Source organism: Pseudomonas sp. PDM24, assembly GCF_019218905.1.
GTDB lineage: Bacteria > Pseudomonadota > Gammaproteobacteria > Pseudomonadales > Pseudomonadaceae > Aquipseudomonas.
Genome location: NZ_JAHUWR010000009.1, coordinates 75,074 through 91,350 on the forward strand (window position 1 = coordinate 75,074; position 16,277 = coordinate 91,350).

13 protein-coding genes are annotated in these 16,277 nt (G+C 59.7%); 8 read left to right on the forward strand and 5 right to left on the reverse strand.

All coding sequences use genetic code 11. The annotated features are described in order from the left end of the window. Positions 1-253 precede the first annotated feature (253 nt). The 4 genes from KW837_RS25230 to KW837_RS25245 all read right to left on the reverse strand — a co-directional run bounded on the left by KW837_RS25230 (position 254) and on the right by KW837_RS25245 (position 5,700). Positions 254-3,100 (reverse strand): valine--tRNA ligase, encoded by a 2,847-nt coding sequence (locus tag KW837_RS25230; RefSeq protein ID WP_218398941.1) that lies wholly within the window; start codon positions 3,098-3,100, stop codon positions 254-256. Between the two features lie 222 nt (positions 3,101-3,322). Next, positions 3,323-3,712, reverse strand: a complete 390-nt coding sequence (locus KW837_RS25235) for a hypothetical protein (protein WP_008072054.1) — start codon at positions 3,710-3,712, stop codon at positions 3,323-3,325. 8 nt (positions 3,713-3,720) lie between these two features. After that, a complete protein-coding gene (locus KW837_RS25240) occupies positions 3,721-4,149 on the reverse strand; it encodes a DNA polymerase III subunit chi (RefSeq protein ID WP_008072051.1) in 429 nt (142 codons plus the stop codon). 60 nt (positions 4,150-4,209) lie between these two features. Then, the gene (locus KW837_RS25245; protein ID WP_218398942.1) at positions 4,210-5,700 is read right to left on the reverse strand and encodes a leucyl aminopeptidase; all 1,491 of its coding nucleotides are present in this window, start codon (positions 5,698-5,700) and stop codon (positions 4,210-4,212) included. A gap of 297 nt (positions 5,701-5,997) precedes the next feature. On the opposite strand from KW837_RS25245, the gene lptF reads away from it, so the two are divergent. The 8 genes from lptF (at position 5,998) to pdxJ (ending at position 14,453) form a co-directional block, all read left to right on the forward strand. Further along, positions 5,998-7,116: an LPS export ABC transporter permease LptF gene (lptF, locus tag KW837_RS25250; RefSeq protein ID WP_192345528.1), complete on the forward strand. Its 1,119-nt coding sequence runs from the start codon at positions 5,998-6,000 to the stop codon at positions 7,114-7,116. Next, positions 7,109-8,170: an LPS export ABC transporter permease LptG gene (lptG, locus tag KW837_RS25255; protein ID WP_008073128.1), complete on the forward strand. Its 1,062-nt coding sequence runs from the start codon at positions 7,109-7,111 to the stop codon at positions 8,168-8,170. Before lptF ends, lptG begins: the two co-directional genes overlap by 8 nt. Before the next feature lie 170 nt (positions 8,171-8,340). Next, complete coding sequence (lepA, locus tag KW837_RS25260; RefSeq protein WP_123494427.1) at positions 8,341-10,140, forward strand: translation elongation factor 4; 1,800 nt, start codon at positions 8,341-8,343, stop codon at positions 10,138-10,140. Positions 10,141-10,145: 5 nt separating this feature from the next. Further along, entirely contained in the window at positions 10,146-11,000 is an 855-nt protein-coding gene (lepB, locus tag KW837_RS25265) for a signal peptidase I (protein WP_008073129.1), read from the forward strand. Positions 11,001-11,184: 184 nt separating this feature from the next. After that, positions 11,185-11,874, forward strand: coding sequence for a ribonuclease III (gene rnc, locus KW837_RS25270; RefSeq protein ID WP_007905528.1), 690 nt, complete (start codon positions 11,185-11,187; stop codon positions 11,872-11,874). Further along, entirely contained in the window at positions 11,867-12,769 is a 903-nt protein-coding gene (era, locus tag KW837_RS25275; RefSeq protein ID WP_008073130.1) for a GTPase Era, read from the forward strand. Before rnc ends, era begins: the two co-directional genes overlap by 8 nt. 169 nt (positions 12,770-12,938) lie before the next feature. After that, positions 12,939-13,625, forward strand: a complete 687-nt coding sequence (gene recO, locus KW837_RS25280; RefSeq protein ID WP_008073131.1) for a DNA repair protein RecO — start codon at positions 12,939-12,941, stop codon at positions 13,623-13,625. Positions 13,626-13,706: 81 nt separating this feature from the next. Beyond that, positions 13,707-14,453: a pyridoxine 5'-phosphate synthase gene (gene pdxJ, locus KW837_RS25285; protein ID WP_008004962.1), complete on the forward strand. Its 747-nt coding sequence runs from the start codon at positions 13,707-13,709 to the stop codon at positions 14,451-14,453. 128 nt (positions 14,454-14,581) lie between these two features. Here pdxJ and mltF read toward each other — a convergent pair whose 3' ends face one another. After that, complete coding sequence (gene mltF, locus KW837_RS25290; RefSeq protein ID WP_192345531.1) at positions 14,582-16,042, reverse strand: membrane-bound lytic murein transglycosylase MltF; 1,461 nt, start codon at positions 16,040-16,042, stop codon at positions 14,582-14,584. Positions 16,043-16,277 lie beyond the last annotated feature (235 nt).

A 16,277-nucleotide genomic window follows, 5' to 3' on the forward strand; every position in this document is an offset into this window, starting at 1 on the left:
GGGCGTTGTCGATTCGGGTATGGCTAAAAGTGGCGGGTATTGTCCCACAGACAATGGCCGCGCGGTGGATCCCGTAGGAGCGAGGCTTGCCCGCGAAGAAGGATAGCGCGGTGTATCTGTTGAACCGCGTCATCGTTCTTCGCGGGCAAGCCTCGCTCCTACAGAAAGGGTTTTTTGGTGTTTTTGGGGGGAAAGGGGCGGGCATGAAAAAGGGAGGCCGTTGCGGGCCTCCCGTTTTCATTGCGACTTGCCGTTACAGGCTGGCAATCCGCGCATGCTGCTCGGCCAACTTGCTTAAAGCCTGTTCAGCTTCAGCCAGTTTGGCGCGTTCCTTCTCGATGACTTCGGCCGGGGCCTTGTCAACGAAACCGGCGTTGGACAGTTTGCCACCGACGCGCTGAACTTCGCCCTGCAGACGCAGGATTTCCTTGTCCAGGCGTGCCAGTTCGGCATCTTTGTCGATCAGGCCAGCCATCGGCACCAGCACTTCCATCTCGCCAACCAGAGCGGTGGCGGACAGCGGTGCTTCTTCGCCGGCTTTCAGAACGGTGATCGATTCCAGACGGGCCAGCTTCTTCAGCAGCGCTTCGTTCTCGGTGAGGCGGCGCTGATCTTCGGCGCTGACGTTTTTCAGGAACAGGTTCAGCGGCTTGCCCGGACCGATGTTCATTTCGCCACGGATGTTACGCGTGCCGAGCATCAGGCCCTTGAGCCATTCGATGTCGTCTTCGGCGCCCTGATCGATGCGTGCTTCGTTGGCCACTGGCCAAGGTTGCAGCATGATCGTCTTGCCTTCGATACCGGCCAGCGGCGCGACGCGCTGCCAGATTTCTTCGGTGATGAACGGCATGAACGGATGCGCCAGACGCAGCGCGACTTCCAGCACTCGCACCAGCGTGCGGCGGGTGCCGCGTTGACGTTCGACCGGTGCATTTTCGTCCCACAGCACAGGCTTGGAGAGTTCCAGGTACCAGTCGCAATACTGGTTCCAGATGAACTCGTACAAGGCTTGTGCGGCCAGATCGAAACGGAACTGATCGAGCTGACGAGTGACTTCGGCTTCAGTGCGTTGCAACTGCGAAATGATCCAGCGATCCGCCAGCGACAGCTCGTAGGCTTCGCCGTTCTGGCCGCAGTCTTCGCCCTTGTCCAGAACGTAGCGCGCAGCGTTCCAGATCTTGTTGCAGAAGTTGCGATAGCCTTCGACGCGGCCCATGTCGAACTTGATGTCGCGACCAGTCGATGCCAGCGAGCAGAACGTGAAGCGCAGGGCGTCGGTGCCGTAGCTGGCGATGCCGTCGGCGAACTCGTCGCGGGTCTGCTTCTCGATCTTCTTCGCCAGTTTCGGCTGCATCATGCCGGAGGTGCGTTTCTGCACCAGTTCTTCCAGCTCGATACCGTCGATGATGTCCAGCGGGTCAAGGACGTTGCCCTTGGACTTGGACATCTTCTGGCCCTGGCCATCACGTACCAGACCGTGGACATAAACAGTCTTGAACGGAACCTGCGGCGTGCCGTCTTCGTTTTTCACCAAGTGCATGGTGAGCATGATCATCCGGGCAACCCAGAAGAAAATGATGTCGAAACCGGTCACCAGCACGTCGGTGGAGTGGAATTTCTTCAGGAATTCGGTTTGCTCCGGCCAGCCGAGCGTGGAGAAAGTCCACAGGCCCGAACTGAACCAGGTATCCAGAACGTCGTTGTCCTGTTGCAGCGCAACGTCCGGGCCGAGGTTGTTCTTGGCGCGTACTTCGGCTTCGTCGCGACCGACATAGACCTTGCCCGACTCGTCGTACCAGGCCGGAATCCGATGGCCCCACCACAGCTGACGGCTGATGCACCAATCCTGGATGTCGCGCATCCACGAGAAGTACATGTTTTCGTATTGTTTTGGCACGAACTGAATGCGGCCGTCTTCAACCGCAGCGATGGCCGGCTCGGCCAATGGCTTGGTGGAGACGTACCACTGGTCGGTCAGCCACGGCTCGATGATGGTGCCGGAGCGGTCGCCTTTCGGCACTTTCAGGGCGTGATCGTCGACGCTGACCAGCAGGCCGGCGGCTTCGAAGGCGGCCACGATTTCCTTGCGGGCCTGGAAGCGGTTGAGGCCGACGTATTCGGCGGGCAGCGTGCCGTCGATTTGCTCGTTGACGCTGCCGTCGAGGTTGAACACCTGGGCCGCGGGCAGCACGTCAGCATTCTTGTCGAAGATGTTCAGCAGCGGCAGGTTGTGGCGCTTGCCGACTTCATAGTCGTTGAAATCGTGGGCCGGGGTGATTTTCACGCAACCGGTGCCGAATTCAGGGTCGCAGTAATCGTCGGCGATGATCGGGATGCGGCGGCCAACCAGCGGCAGCTCGACAAATTTGCCGATCAGGGCTTTGTAGCGTTCATCGTTCGGGTTAACCGCCACGGCGGCGTCGCCGAGCATGGTTTCCGGACGCGTGGTCGCGACGATCAGGTAATCATTACCTTCAGCGGTTTTGGCGCCGTCGGCCAGCGGGTACTTCAGGTTCCACAGGAAACCTTTCTCGTCGTGGTTTTCCACTTCGAGGTCGGAAATCGCCGTGTGCAGCTTGGTGTCCCAGTTGACCAGACGCTTGCCGCGGTAGATCAGGCCGTCTTCGTGCAGGCGCACGAACGCTTCTTTAACCGCTTCCGAGAGGCCGTCATCCATGGTGAAGCGCTCACGGCTCCAGTCCACGGACGAGCCGAGGCGGCGGATCTGACGGCTGATGTTGCCGCCGGACTGATCCTTCCACTCCCAGACTTTCTCGAGGAATTTTTCGCGGCCCAGATCATGGCGATTCTGGCCTTGGGCTTCGAGTTGACGCTCCACCAGCATTTGCGTGGCGATACCGGCGTGGTCGGTACCCGGCTGCCACAGGGTGTTGCGACCCTGCATGCGGCGGAAACGGATCAGGGCGTCCATGATCGCGTTGTTGAAGCCGTGACCCATGTGCAGGCTGCCGGTGACGTTCGGCGGCGGGATCATGATGGTGTAGGACTCGCCCGCGCCTTGCGGGGCGAAGTAATTCTCAGACTCCCAGGTGTTGTACCAGGAAGTTTCAATGGCGTGCGGCTGGTAGGTCTTATCCATGCGCGGCGGGACCCTATTGGCATTTAATCAGGAAAAGCCGGCAAGTATAGCGGGGCGTGGGGCGTAGGGCGAGTTGATCGCGGGATGAGCTGACCATCAGCCATTGCACAAAAACAATGTGGGAGCGGGCTTGCTCGCGAAGACGGCCTGTCATCCAACACTAATGTTGAATGTTACTGCCTCTTCGCGAGCAAGCCCGCTCCCACATTAGAATGGTGGTGTTTATTCGTACTGACTCAACAACCGCTCCATCCGCGCATCCAGCCGACGTTTGATTTCGGTTTCGATGTGCGGGGCGAAGTCGTCGATCACGTCTTGCATGATCAGCAGCGCGGCGGCGCGCAGTTCGCTGTCCAGGTGCAGCAGGGCGTCGGGGCCCTTGCTCGCGGCAGGCGACGGTTGCGCGGCTGGGGCGGGTGGCGGTGTCGTTTCGACGGGTTGCGGCGCATTGCCGACAGTGTCGAACAGCATGGGGATCTGTTCCTGATCACCTTCAATGACCGTGTCGGTCAGCAAGGGCGGTTGCAGGTTGTCATCGCCGAGCAGTTGGCGGATCGACTCGAGGTCATCCAGCAGATGCGCGGAATTTTGCTGCGGTTTTGGAGTGTCCATCGGAATGCTCAGAGTCGCTGTAAACGGTGATCTTGCAGAGGATAGCCCTGTTCGCGGTAGAAACGGAAACTCTCCCGCGCAGCCGAACGAATCGTCGGATCTTCCACCACCACTTCCGCCACGCGGGCGAACTGTTTGGCAAATACCGGGACTTTCAGGTCGAGATTGACCAGCAGATCCTGATGCTGACCGCAGTCATCGCCAAGGCCCAGGACAATCAAACCCTCCGGCTCGCTTTCGGCGGGACCGTGAGGCACGAAGCTTTCGCCCTTGAAGGCCCACAAACGCGCATCGAGGTCATCACGCTGGGCGGCATCGCTGCAGTGCAGGTAAATGCGGTGGCCCATGCGCCAGGCTTTTTCGGTGAGCTTGCAGGCGAAATCGAGCCGTGCCGAAGGATCGGCGCTGGGCAGGATATAGAAGTCGACTTTGGTCATTGCGGTTCCTGAGCCCCGGGCGGCGCCACTGGTCAGTGGCACCGCTCGGGGTCATCGGTTTCAGGCTTTGGCGCGGTCCAGCAGGTATTGGGTCAGCAGGGGAACCGGACGGCCAGTGGCGCCCTTGTCCTTGCCGCCGCTGGTCCAGGCCGTGCCGGCGATGTCCAGGTGCGCCCAGTTCAGGTTCTTGGTGAAGCGCGACAGGAAGCAGGCAGCGGTGATGGTGCCGGCTTTCGGGCCGCCAATGTTGGCGATGTCGGCGAACGGGCTGTCCAGCTGCTCTTGATATTCATCGAACAGCGGCAGTTGCCAGGCGCGGTCGTCGGCGGATTGGCCGGCGCTCAGCAGTTGACCGATCAGCTCGTCGTTGTTGCCCAGCAGGCCCGAGGTGTGGGAACCCAGTGCGACGACACACGCGCCGGTCAGGGTGGCGATGTCGATCACCGCTTGCGGCTTGAAGCGTTCGGAATAGGTCAGGGCATCGCACAGCACCAGACGGCCTTCGGCGTCGGTGTTGAGGATTTCCACGGTCTGGCCGCTCATGGTGGTGACGATGTCGCCCGGACGCGAAGCGTTGCCGCTCGGCATGTTCTCGGCGCAAGCCAGGATGCACACCAGGTTGATCGGCAGTTTCAGCTCAAGCACGGCACGCAAGGTACCGAACACGCTGGCGGCGCCGCCCATGTCGTACTTCATTTCATCCATGCCCGCGCCCGGCTTGAGGCTGATGCCGCCGGTGTCGAAGGTGATGCCTTTACCGACCAGTGCGTACGGCTTCTCGGATTTCTTGCCGCCGTTGTATTGCATGACGATCAGGCGCGGCGGCTGGGCGCTGCCCTGGCCGACGGCGTAGAACGAGCCCATGCCCAGGTCCTTGATCTTCTTCTCATCGAGGACTTCGACTTTCAGGCTCTTGAATTCTTTGCCCAGGTTCTTGGCTTGCTCGCCCAGGAACGTCGGGTGGCAGATGTTTGGCGGCAGGTTGCCCAGGTTGCGGGTGAAGGCCATGCCATTGGCGATCGCGGTGGCATGGGCCACGGCGCGTTCGACTTCAGCCTGTGCGGCCTTGATGGTCACCAGGGTGACTTTCTTCAGGGCGAGCGGGTCGGCTTTCTGGCTCTTGAACTGGTCGAAGGTGTACCCGCCATCTACCAGAGTCTCGGCCAGCAGGCGGTTCTTGCCATAGCTGTCGCGGCCTTTGACCACGACTTCGTCCAGGGCCAGCACTGCATCGCTGCCGCCCAGGCCTTTAAGGGTGTTGAGGATGCCGGCGATGATTTTGCGGAACGGGCGATCGCCCAGCTCTTCATCTTTGCCTACGCCCACCAGCAACACGCGCTCGGCCTTGAGGTTAGGCAGGCTGTGCAGCAACAGGCTCTGGCCGACTTTGCCGGCCAGGTCGCCGCGCTTGAGCACGGCACTGAGGGTGCCACCGCTCAGCTCGTCGAGTTGTTTGGCAACGGCGCCGAGTTTGCGGCCTTCGCCGACGGCGACCACCAGCGTGGCGGTCTTCAACGTTTCCGGGCTAACGCTTTTTACAACCAGTTCCATGTCTGGGTCCCTGAATTAATGGTCAAAGTGCGCGACGCGCAGAAGCTTGCTTATAAGTAGAAGGACGCCGGTGCAGTGCCCAGCGACAAAGGCCGCAGTTTGAACCTCGCTACCGGCGCCTGACAACCCTCGGTCGTGCGAACTTCGGTGGTTCAGGTGTCTGCTTGAGCCGTGCGCAGTGACAGGCGCACCCAATCACAGGATAATGCGCCATCTTTTTCGGCGGCTCTGCCCTGCGGGCCGACCGATACGTTTGTTTGTTTGGCCGCTTAGCCTGACAACCCTGGAGTGTCTGGTTTGATTGTCTTCCGTTATCTATCCCGCGAAGTCCTGTTGACCTTGAGCGCCGTCAGCGCCGTGCTGCTGGTCATCATCATGAGCGGACGCTTCATCAAATACCTCGCCCAGGCGGCTTCTGGCCTTCTGGATCCGGGTTCGCTGTTCCTGATCATGGGTTTCCGTCTGCCAGGTTTCCTGCAGTTGATCCTGCCTTTGGGGCTGTTTCTCGGGATTTTGCTGGCCTACGGTCGTCTGTACCTCGACAGCGAAATGACCGTGCTGTCGGCCACCGGCATGAGCCAGCAGCGACTGTTTCGCATCACCCTGTTTCCGGCCACGCTGGTTGCGCTGGTGGTGGCATGGCTGAGCCTGAGCCTGGCGCCACAGGGTGCCAACCAGTTCCAGTTGCTGCTGAACAAACAGGACGCACTGACTGAATTCGATACCCTTGAGCCAGGCCGTTTCCAGGCTTTACGCGACGGTACCCGGGTGACCTATACCGAACAATTGTCGGATGACCGCATCAATCTGGGCGGCGTGTTCATTTCGCAAAAGAATGTAAATTCCGACAAAAAGGACCGCGGGATTTCCGTATTGGTGGCCGAGAAGGGCCGTCAGGAAATTCGCCCCGACGGCAATCGGTATCTGATTCTCGACAATGGCTACCGCTACGACGGTAATCCGGGTCAGGCCGACTACCGCGCCATCAAATACGACGAGTACGGCGTATTGCTGCCCAAGCCGGACGTCAGCGACGAAGTCACCGATCGCGACGCGATGACCACCCGCTCCCTGCTGGGCAATGATGACATCCGCTCGCGCACCGAACTGCAATGGCGTCTGTCCCTGCCGCTGCTGGTCTTCATCGTGACCCTGATGGCGGTGCCGTTGTCGCGGGTCAACCCGCGCCAGGGCCGTTTCCTCAAGCTGCTGCCGGCGATTCTTCTTTATATGGCTTACCTGACCATCCTGATTGCCGCTCGCGGCGCCCTCGAAAAGGGCAAGATCCCGGCGGCGCTGGGCTTGTGGTGGGTGCATGCAATCTTCCTGGCCATTGGCCTGGGCTTGCTGTACTGGGAGCCGCTGCGCTTGAAGATGGCGAGTCGCCGCAGTGCGCTGGAGGTGGCCCGTGGATAAGCTCGATCGCTACATCGGTAGCAGCGTGTTCGTCGCGATCCTGGCAGTACTGGGGATCATCCTCGGCCTGGCCACGCTGTTTGCCTTCATCGATGAGATGAGTGAGGTCAGTGATACCTACACCCTGATGGATGTCCTGAGCTATGTGCTGCTGACCGCGCCGCGCCGTCTGTACGACATGCTACCGATGGCGGCGCTGATCGGTTGCCTGATCGGCCTCGGCAGCCTGGCCAGCCACAGCGAACTGACCATCATGCGCGCTGCGGGCGTGTCGCTCGGGCGGATCGTCTGGGCTGTCATGAAGCCGATGCTGCTTTTGATGGTGGTGGGGCTGGTGATCGGTGAATACGTCGCGCCGGCAACAGAAGTCACCGCTCAGGCCAACCGCTCGCTGGCCCAGGGCAGTGGCGATGCGCAAAGCGCCAAGCACGGTCTGTGGCACCGTCAGGGTGACGAGTTCATTCACGTCAACTCCGTGCAACCCAATGGTCTGCTGTACGGTGTGACCCGTTATCGCTTCGATGATCAGCGCCACATCCTGTCTTCGAGCTTCGCCAAACGCGCGGAATTCGACACGGATCACTGGCAACTGAGCGACGTCACGACCACGTTGTTCCATGAAAAGAACACCGAAGTGGTGACGACTCCGGTGGAGCGTTGGGAGGTCGCGCTGAGCCCGCAACTGCTGAGCACTGTGGTGATGGCGCCGGAATCACTGTCGATCACTGGTCTGTGGAGTTACATCCACTACCTGGCTGACCAGGGCCTGAGCAACGGTCGGTACTGGCTGGCATTTTGGGTCAAGGTGTTGCAGCCGTTGGTGACCGCTGCATTGGTGCTGATGGCGATTTCCTTCATCTTCGGCCCGTTGCGTTCGGTGACCCTCGGTCAGCGGGTCTTTACTGGTGTGTTGGTGGGCTTCACCTTCCGCATCGTCCAGGATTTGCTCGGCCCTTCGAGCCTGGTATTCGGTTTCTCGCCGCTGTTTGCGGTGCTGGTGCCGGCCGGAGTCTGTGCCCTGGCCGGGGTCTGGTTGTTGCGCCGGGCCGGTTGATCGCGGGTTATTCCCGAAAGGCTTGTCACTCAAAACGCCCCTGTCGCAAGACCGGGGCGTTTTTGTACGCGCCGTCTGACCTGCGAACGTGACGCTTGCGTCGTGGATCAGGTACAATTCCCGGCTATTTTTCGGCGGGCTATGCCTGCAGCCTTTTTGAGTGTTGATCCGTGAGTGATTTGAGTCATATCCGCAATTTCTCCATCATCGCCCACATTGACCATGGCAAGTCGACGCTGGCCGATCGCTTCATCCAGATGTGCGGCGGCCTTGCCGAGCGCGAAATGGAAGCCCAGGTGCTGGACTCCATGGACCTGGAGCGTGAACGCGGGATCACCATCAAGGCCCACAGCGTCACCCTTTATTACACCGCCCGCGATGGCATCAAGTACCAGCTGAACTTCATTGACACCCCCGGCCACGTTGACTTCACCTACGAAGTCAGCCGGTCGCTGGCGGCCTGTGAAGGTGCATTGCTGGTGGTCGATGCCGGTCAGGGCGTTGAAGCGCAGTCGGTTGCCAACTGCTACACGGCGATCGAGCAGGGCCTGGAAGTCATGCCGGTCCTGAACAAGATTGACCTGCCACAGGCCGATCCGGACCGCGTCAAAGAAGAAATCGAAAAAATCATCGGCATCGATGCCACTGACGCGGTCGAGTGCTCTGCCAAGACCGGTCTGGGCGTCGATGAAGTGCTCGAACGCCTGGTAACCACGATTCCTGCGCCGACCGGCAACTACGAAGATCCGCTGCAAGCGTTGATCATCGACTCCTGGTTCGACAACTACCTGGGCGTTGTTTCCCTGGTACGTGTGCGTCACGGTCGTGTGAAGAAGGGCGACAAGATCCTCGTCAAGTCCACCGGCAAGATCCACCTGGTGGACAGCGTCGGTGTCTTCAACCCGAAACACACCGCCACCGTTGACCTGAAGGCCGGCGAAGTAGGCTTCATCATTGCCGGCATCAAGGACATTCACGGTGCACCGGTCGGTGACACCCTGACCTTGAGCTCCACGCCAGACGTTGACGTGCTGCCAGGCTTCAAACGCATTCAGCCGCAGGTATATGCCGGTCTGTTCCCGGTCAGCTCAGACGACTTCGAAGATTTCCGTGAAGCCCTGCAAAAGCTCACGCTCAACGACTCGTCCCTGCAGTACACCCCGGAAAGCTCCGACGCGCTGGGCTTCGGCTTCCGTTGCGGGTTCCTCGGCATGCTGCACATGGAAATCATCCAGGAGCGCCTGGAGCGCGAGTACGACCTGGACCTGATCACCACCGCGCCGACAGTAATTTTCGAGCTGTTGCTGAAAACCGGTGAAACGATTTACGTCGATAACCCGTCGAAGCTCCCGGACCTGTCGTCGATCGAAGACATGCGTGAGCCGATCGTGCGTGCCAACATTCTTGTGCCGCAAGAACACCTGGGCAACGTCATTACCCTGTGCATCGAAAAACGCGGTGTGCAGGTCGACATGCTGTTCCTCGGCACTCAGGTACAAGTGACTTACGACCTGCCGATGAACGAAGTGGTGCTGGACTTCTTCGATCGCCTGAAATCCACCAGCCGCGGCTATGCTTCGCTGGATTACCATTTCGATCGTTACCAATCGGCTAGTCTGGTGAAACTGGATGTGCTGATCAACGGCGACAAGGTCGACGCCCTGGCGTTGATCGTGCACCGTGACAATGCGCACTACAAAGGTCGCCAGTTGACCGAGAAGATGAAAGAACTGATTCCGCGGCAGATGTTCGACGTGGCAATCCAGGCCGCCATTGGCGGGCAGATTGTGGCGCGGACAACCGTCAAGGCGCTCAGAAAGAACGTATTGGCCAAATGCTACGGTGGTGACGTCAGCCGTAAGAAAAAGCTGCTGGAAAAGCAAAAGGCCGGTAAGAAACGCATGAAGCAGGTCGGTAACGTGGAAATTCCACAGGAAGCCTTCCTTGCCGTGCTCAGGTTGGATAGTTAGGTCCTATGTCACTAAATTTCCCGCTGTTGCTGGTCATCGCCGTGTTCGTCTGCGGCCTGTTGGCGTTGCTCGATCTGCTGTTCCTGGCGCCACGGCGCCGGGCTGCCATTAACTCTTATCAGGGTAGCGTCAGCCAGGCTGACATGGTGGTGGTCGAGAAACTGAACAAAGAGCCGCTGCTGGTCGAATACGGCAAGTCGTTCTTCCCGGTGTTGTTCATCGTACTGGTGCTGCGTTCGTTCCTGGTGGAACCGTTCCAGATTCCTTCCGGCTCGATGAAACCGACCCTGGACGTCGGCGACTTCATTCTGGTGAACAAGTTTTCTTACGGGATCCGCCTGCCGGTGATCGACAAGAAAGTCATCGAAGTCGGTGATCCGCAGCGCGGTGATGTGATGGTGTTCCGCTACCCGAGCGACCCGAACGTCAATTACATCAAGCGTGTGGTAGGCCTGCCGGGTGACCAGATTCGCTATACCGCAGACAAGCGTCTGTTCGTCAACGGTGAATCGATCGCCGAACAACTGGTCGGCTCCGAGCCGGGCACGTTGGGCAGCGCCGAGCTCTACAAGGAAAAGCTCGGCATCGCCGAGCACCTTATCCGCAAGGAAATGAGCCGCTACCGCGCAGCGCCGGATCGTTCGTGGACCGTGCCTGCCGGGCACTACTTCATGATGGGCGACAACCGCGACAACTCGAACGACAGTCGCTACTGGGATGATCCGAGTATTCCCAAGAATCTGCTGGGCATGGTTCCCGACAAGAATATCGTCGGCAAGGCCTTCGCAGTCTGGATGAGCTGGCCGGAACCCAAACTCAGTCACCTGCCGAATTTCTCGCGGGTTGGCCTGATCAAGTAATCACACACGGCGCTGTTGAACACAGCGCCGAATGCATTTCTGGAGTCGGCATAATCGGCACCGGACGCATGAAAACAATGATATTCAGGACGTTATTTTTGAACACAGCGTTAATTGTCCCAAGCCTGCGCCGCACCACGGCGATGGCGGTGGAATCCAGCCACGAACTCAGCGTGGGTAAACCGTGAGCGTCTCCTTAAGCCGTCTAGAGCGTCAGCTCGGCTACACCTTCAAAGACCAGGAACTGATGGTCCTGGCCCTGACTCACCGCAGCTTTGCCGGGCGCAACAATGAACGCCTGGAGTTCCTCGGTGATGCCATCCTCAACTTCGTCGCTGGCGAGGCGCTGTTCGATCGCTTCCCGCTGGCCCGCGAAGGCCAGTTGTCGCGTTTGCGCGCCCGCTTGGTGAAAGGTGAAACCCTGGCCGTACTGGCCCGTGGTTTCGATCTGGGCGAATACCTGCGCCTGGGTTCCGGCGAATTGAAAAGCGGTGGTTTCCGTCGCGAATCGATTCTGGCCGATGCCCTCGAAGCGCTGATTGGTGCGATCTACCTGGACGCCGGCATGGACATGGCGCGCGAGCGCGTGCTGGCCTGGCTGGCCGGAGAGTTCGAAGGCCTGACGCTGGTCGATACCAACAAAGATCCGAAAACCCGCCTGCAGGAATTCCTGCAGTCCCGTGGTTGCGAGCTGCCGCGTTACGAAGTGGTGGATATCCAGGGTGAGCCGCATTGCCGGACGTTCTTCGTCGAATGTGAAATCATCTTACTGAATGAAAAAAGCCGAGGTCAGGGTGTGAGTCGTCGTATTGCCGAACAGGTAGCGGCCGCCGCAGCACTGATTGCCCTGGGTGTGGAGAATGGCAATGACTGATTCAACCGCAACTCGCTGTGGCTATGTTGCCATCGTCGGCCGTCCCAACGTGGGCAAGTCCACGCTGCTGAACCACATTCTGGGTCAGAAGCTGGCGATTACCTCGCGCAAGCCGCAGACCACCCGTCACAACATGCTCGGCATCAAGACCGAAGGCGCCGTTCAGGCGATCTACGTCGACACCCCGGGCATGCACAAGGGCGGCGAAAAGGCTCTGAACCGCTACATGAACAAGACCGCTTCGGCGGCGTTGAAAGACGTCGACGTGGTGATCTTCGTGGTTGACCGCACCAAGTGGACCGACGAAGACCAGATGGTCCTCGAGCGCGTTCAATACGTGACCGGCCCGCTGATCGTGGCGCTGAACAAGACCGACCGTATCGAAGACAAATCCGAGCTGATGCCGCACCTGAGCTGGTTGCAGGAACAGCTGCCGAACGCGCAGATCATGCCGATCTCGGCCCAGCACGGGCACAACCTGGACGCGCTGGAACGAGTGATCGCCGAGCACCTGCCGGAAAACGATCACTTCTTCCCGGAAGATCAGATCACTGACCGCAGCAGCCGCTTCCTTGCCGCCGAACTGGTGCGCGAGAAAATCATGCGCCAGTTGGGCGCCGAGCTGCCGTACCAGATCACCGTGGAAATCGAAGAGTTCAAGCAGCAGGGCAAAACCCTGCACATCCATGCGTTGATCCTCGTCGAACGTGACGGCCAGAAAAAAATCATCATTGGCGACAAGGGCGAGCGCATCAAGCGCATCGGCACCGAGGCGCGCAAGGACATGGAGTTGCTGTTCGACTCCAAGATCATGCTTAACCTGTGGGTCAAGGTTAAGGGTGGCTGGTCCGATGACGAACGTGCGTTGCGTTCGCTGGGTTACGGCGACCTGTAAACCGTTTGGCAGCACATAGATCTACTGTGGGAGCGGGCTTGCTCGCGAAGAGGATGTAACATTCAGCATTGATGTTGACTGTTACACCGCTTTCGCGAGCAAGCCCGCTCCCACATTGGTTTTGGGTTGTTTTTAAAACTGCGCTCCGTCATTGAGAACCCTGACTTCCATGTCTCAAGCCCCCATCGGCCAACCCGCGTACGTCCTCCACTCCCGTGCCTACCGCGAAAGCAGTGCGCTGGTGGATTTCCTTACGCCGCAAGGTCGGCTACGGGCGGTGTTGCGCAGCGCGCGGGGCAAGGCTGGAACCCTGGCGCGGCCGTTTGTGCCGCTGGAAGTCGAATTCCGTGGGCGGGGTGAATTGAAAAACGTCGGTCGCATGGAAAGCGCCGGTGTTTCCACCTGGCTCAACGGCGAGGCGCTGTTCAGCGGTCTCTACCTCAACGAGTTGCTGATCCGTCTGCTGCCCGCCGAAGACCCCCATCCCGCAGTCTTCGATCACTACGCCGCGACCTTGCTCGCCCTGGCCGAAGGCCGTCCATTGGAGCCATTGCTGCGCTCCTTCGAATGGCGTTTGCTCGATGACCTCGGTTACGGTTTCGCCTTGAACACTGATATCCATGGCGACCCCATCGCGCCGGATGGCCTCTACCGCTTACAAGTGGATGCAGGCCTGGAACGGGTCTATCTGCTGCAACCGGGTCTGTTCAACGGCACTGAATTGCTGGCCATGGCCGATGCCGACTGGTCCGCGCCCGGAGCGCTGTCCGCTGCCAAGCGCTTGATGCGTCAGGCGCTGGCCGTTCATTTGGGCGGTCGTCCGCTAGTCAGTCGCGAGTTGTTTCGCAAGCCATAGTTTCGCAAGCCTTGCGTCAACAGACCCAGGCTCCCCGTGTATGCTGTGCACCGAACTTTCCCCTATTTCAGGAGCGCTTCCGTGACCACCAGCAATCGCATTCTTCTTGGCGTGAACATCGACCACGTTGCCACCCTGCGTCAGGCCCGGGGTACTCGCTACCCGGATCCGGTCAAGGCAGCGCTGGACGCGGAAGAGGCGGGCGCTGACGGCATCACCGTGCACTTGCGCGAAGACCGTCGGCATATTCAGGAGCGCGACGTGTTGCTGCTCAAGGATGTGCTGCAAACCCGCATGAATTTCGAAATGGGCGTCACCGAAGAAATGATGGCGTTCGCCGAACGCATCCGCCCGGCGCACATTTGCCTGGTCCCGGAAACCCGTCAGGAGCTGACCACTGAAGGCGGTCTGGACGTGGCAGGGCAGGAGGCGCGGATCAAGGCTGCGGTGGATCGTCTGGCGAAGATCGGCTGTGAAGTATCGCTGTTCATCGACGCTGACGAGCGGCAGATCGAAGCATCACGCCGTGTTGGTGCGCCAGCCATCGAATTGCACACCGGGCGTTATGCGGACGCCGAGACGCCAACCGAAGTCGCTGAAGAGCTCAAGCGCGTGGCCGATGGCGTGGCATTTGGTCTGGCCCAGGGGTTGATCGTCAACGCCGGCCACGGTCTGCACTATCACAACGTCGAGGCTGTTGCGGCGATCAAGGGCATCAATGAACTGAACATCGGCCATGCGTTGGTGGCCCACGCGTTGTTTGTCGGGTTCAAGTCGGCTGTTTCCGAGATGAAGGCGCTGATTCTGGCTGCTGCACTGAAGGGTTGAGATCGGCGGCGCTGCCTTCGCGGGCAAGCCTCGCTCCTACAGTTTCGTGTCGATCGCAATTGTGTGTTTGACACAAACCTGTAGGAGCGAGGCTTGCCCGCGAAGGCGTCTTTGGAGACGACAACGATTTAAAGCGGCGGGGTTTCCTGGCTCGGCTTGGTCTTGTCGACCCCCGGCACATGCAGGTTGCCTTCGGCGACCTGATTGCCTTCCAGCTGCGGCTGCGTGACCCACGTCAGGATGTCGTAGTAACGACGGATGTTCGCCACGAAGTGCACCGGCTCGCCACCCCGGGCGTAGCCGTAACGGGTTTTGCTGAACCACTTCTTCTCGGACAGACGCGGCAGGATTTTCTTCACGTCCAGCCACTTGTCCGGGTTCAACCCTTCCTTGGCCGCCAGTTTGCGCGCGTCATCCAGGTGACCGCTGCCAACGTTGTAGGCTGCGAGCGCGAACCACGTACGATCCGGCTCCTGGATCGACTCATCCAGTTGCTCTTTCATATAGGCCAGGTACTTTGCCCCACCCATGATGCTCTGCTTGGGATCGAGTCGATTGGACACGCCCATGGCTTGCGCCGTGTTCTGGGTCAGCATCATCAATCCGCGCACGCCGGTCTTGGACGTGACCGCCGCTTGCCACAGCGATTCCTGATAACCGATCGCCGCCAGCAGGCGCCAGTCGACTTTCTCTTTCTTGGCGTACGTCTTGAAATGCTGTTCGTATTTGGGCAGCCGCTGCTGCAGATGCTGGGCGAAGGTATAGGCGCCCATGTAACCGAGTACATCGACGTGCCCGTAATAGCGATCCTTGAGGCGTTGCAGGGTGCCGTTTTTCTTCACTTTGTCGAGGTAATCGTTGATCTCGTTGAGCAGGCTGTTGTCTTCGCCGGCGGCCACGGCCCAGCTCTGATTGCTGGCGTCACCGAGATCGAAGGCGACCCGCACGTTGGGGAAGTACACCTGGTTCATCGCGACTTCGTTGGAATCGACCAGGGTCAGATCGATCTGGGCTTCGTCGACCATGCGCAGCAAGTCGACGACTTCAACCGCGTCGGACTCTTCGTATTCAATGCCGGGATATTTCTTTTTCAGCGCTGCCAATTGCTCGGCGTGGGTGCTGCCCTTGAGCACCATGATCTTCTTGCCGACCAGGTCGCCTGCGTCGGTCGGCCGTGACTGGCCGTTGCGGTAGATGATCTGTGGGGTGACTTCGAGGTAGGAGTGGGAAAATCGCACCTGTTTTTTTCGTTCTTCGCTGCTGACCAGGCCGGCAGCAGCCAGCACCGGGCCATTGGGCTTGCCCACCTGATTGAACAGGTCGTCGAGGTTGTCGGCGGTTTCGATCTTGAGCTCGACCCCCAGATCGTCGGCGAAGCGCTTCACCAGCTCGTATTCGAAGCCGGTTTCACCGTTGCGATCCTGAAAGTAGGTGGCGGGACTGTTACGGGTAACCACCCGCAGCACGCCATCCTCCTTTACGCGCTCCAGCGTGTTGGGTTTATCAACACAGCCACCGAGCACCAGGAAGAGTCCGGTTGCGATCAGCCATTTGGCGTACCGCGGACGCAAAGCCGTTGGGGAAAACATCTGCGCAGTATACGCAAAGGACCACGAGCGCCATATCTCGACAGCGAAGGGCTTGTCTGCTAGAGAGTCTAAAACCCGCTTGGAGCCCGCAGGAATGGGCCCGGACAGCATTTTGTGACAGAAAAAATAACCCTCGGCGCGCACCTGTTCAGGGCCCGAATACCCGGCCCGACGTTCGGGCGCAGCCGTGCGTACCGTTTCGGGTGATGTCGCGGGCGGTTTAGGCTAGAATGCA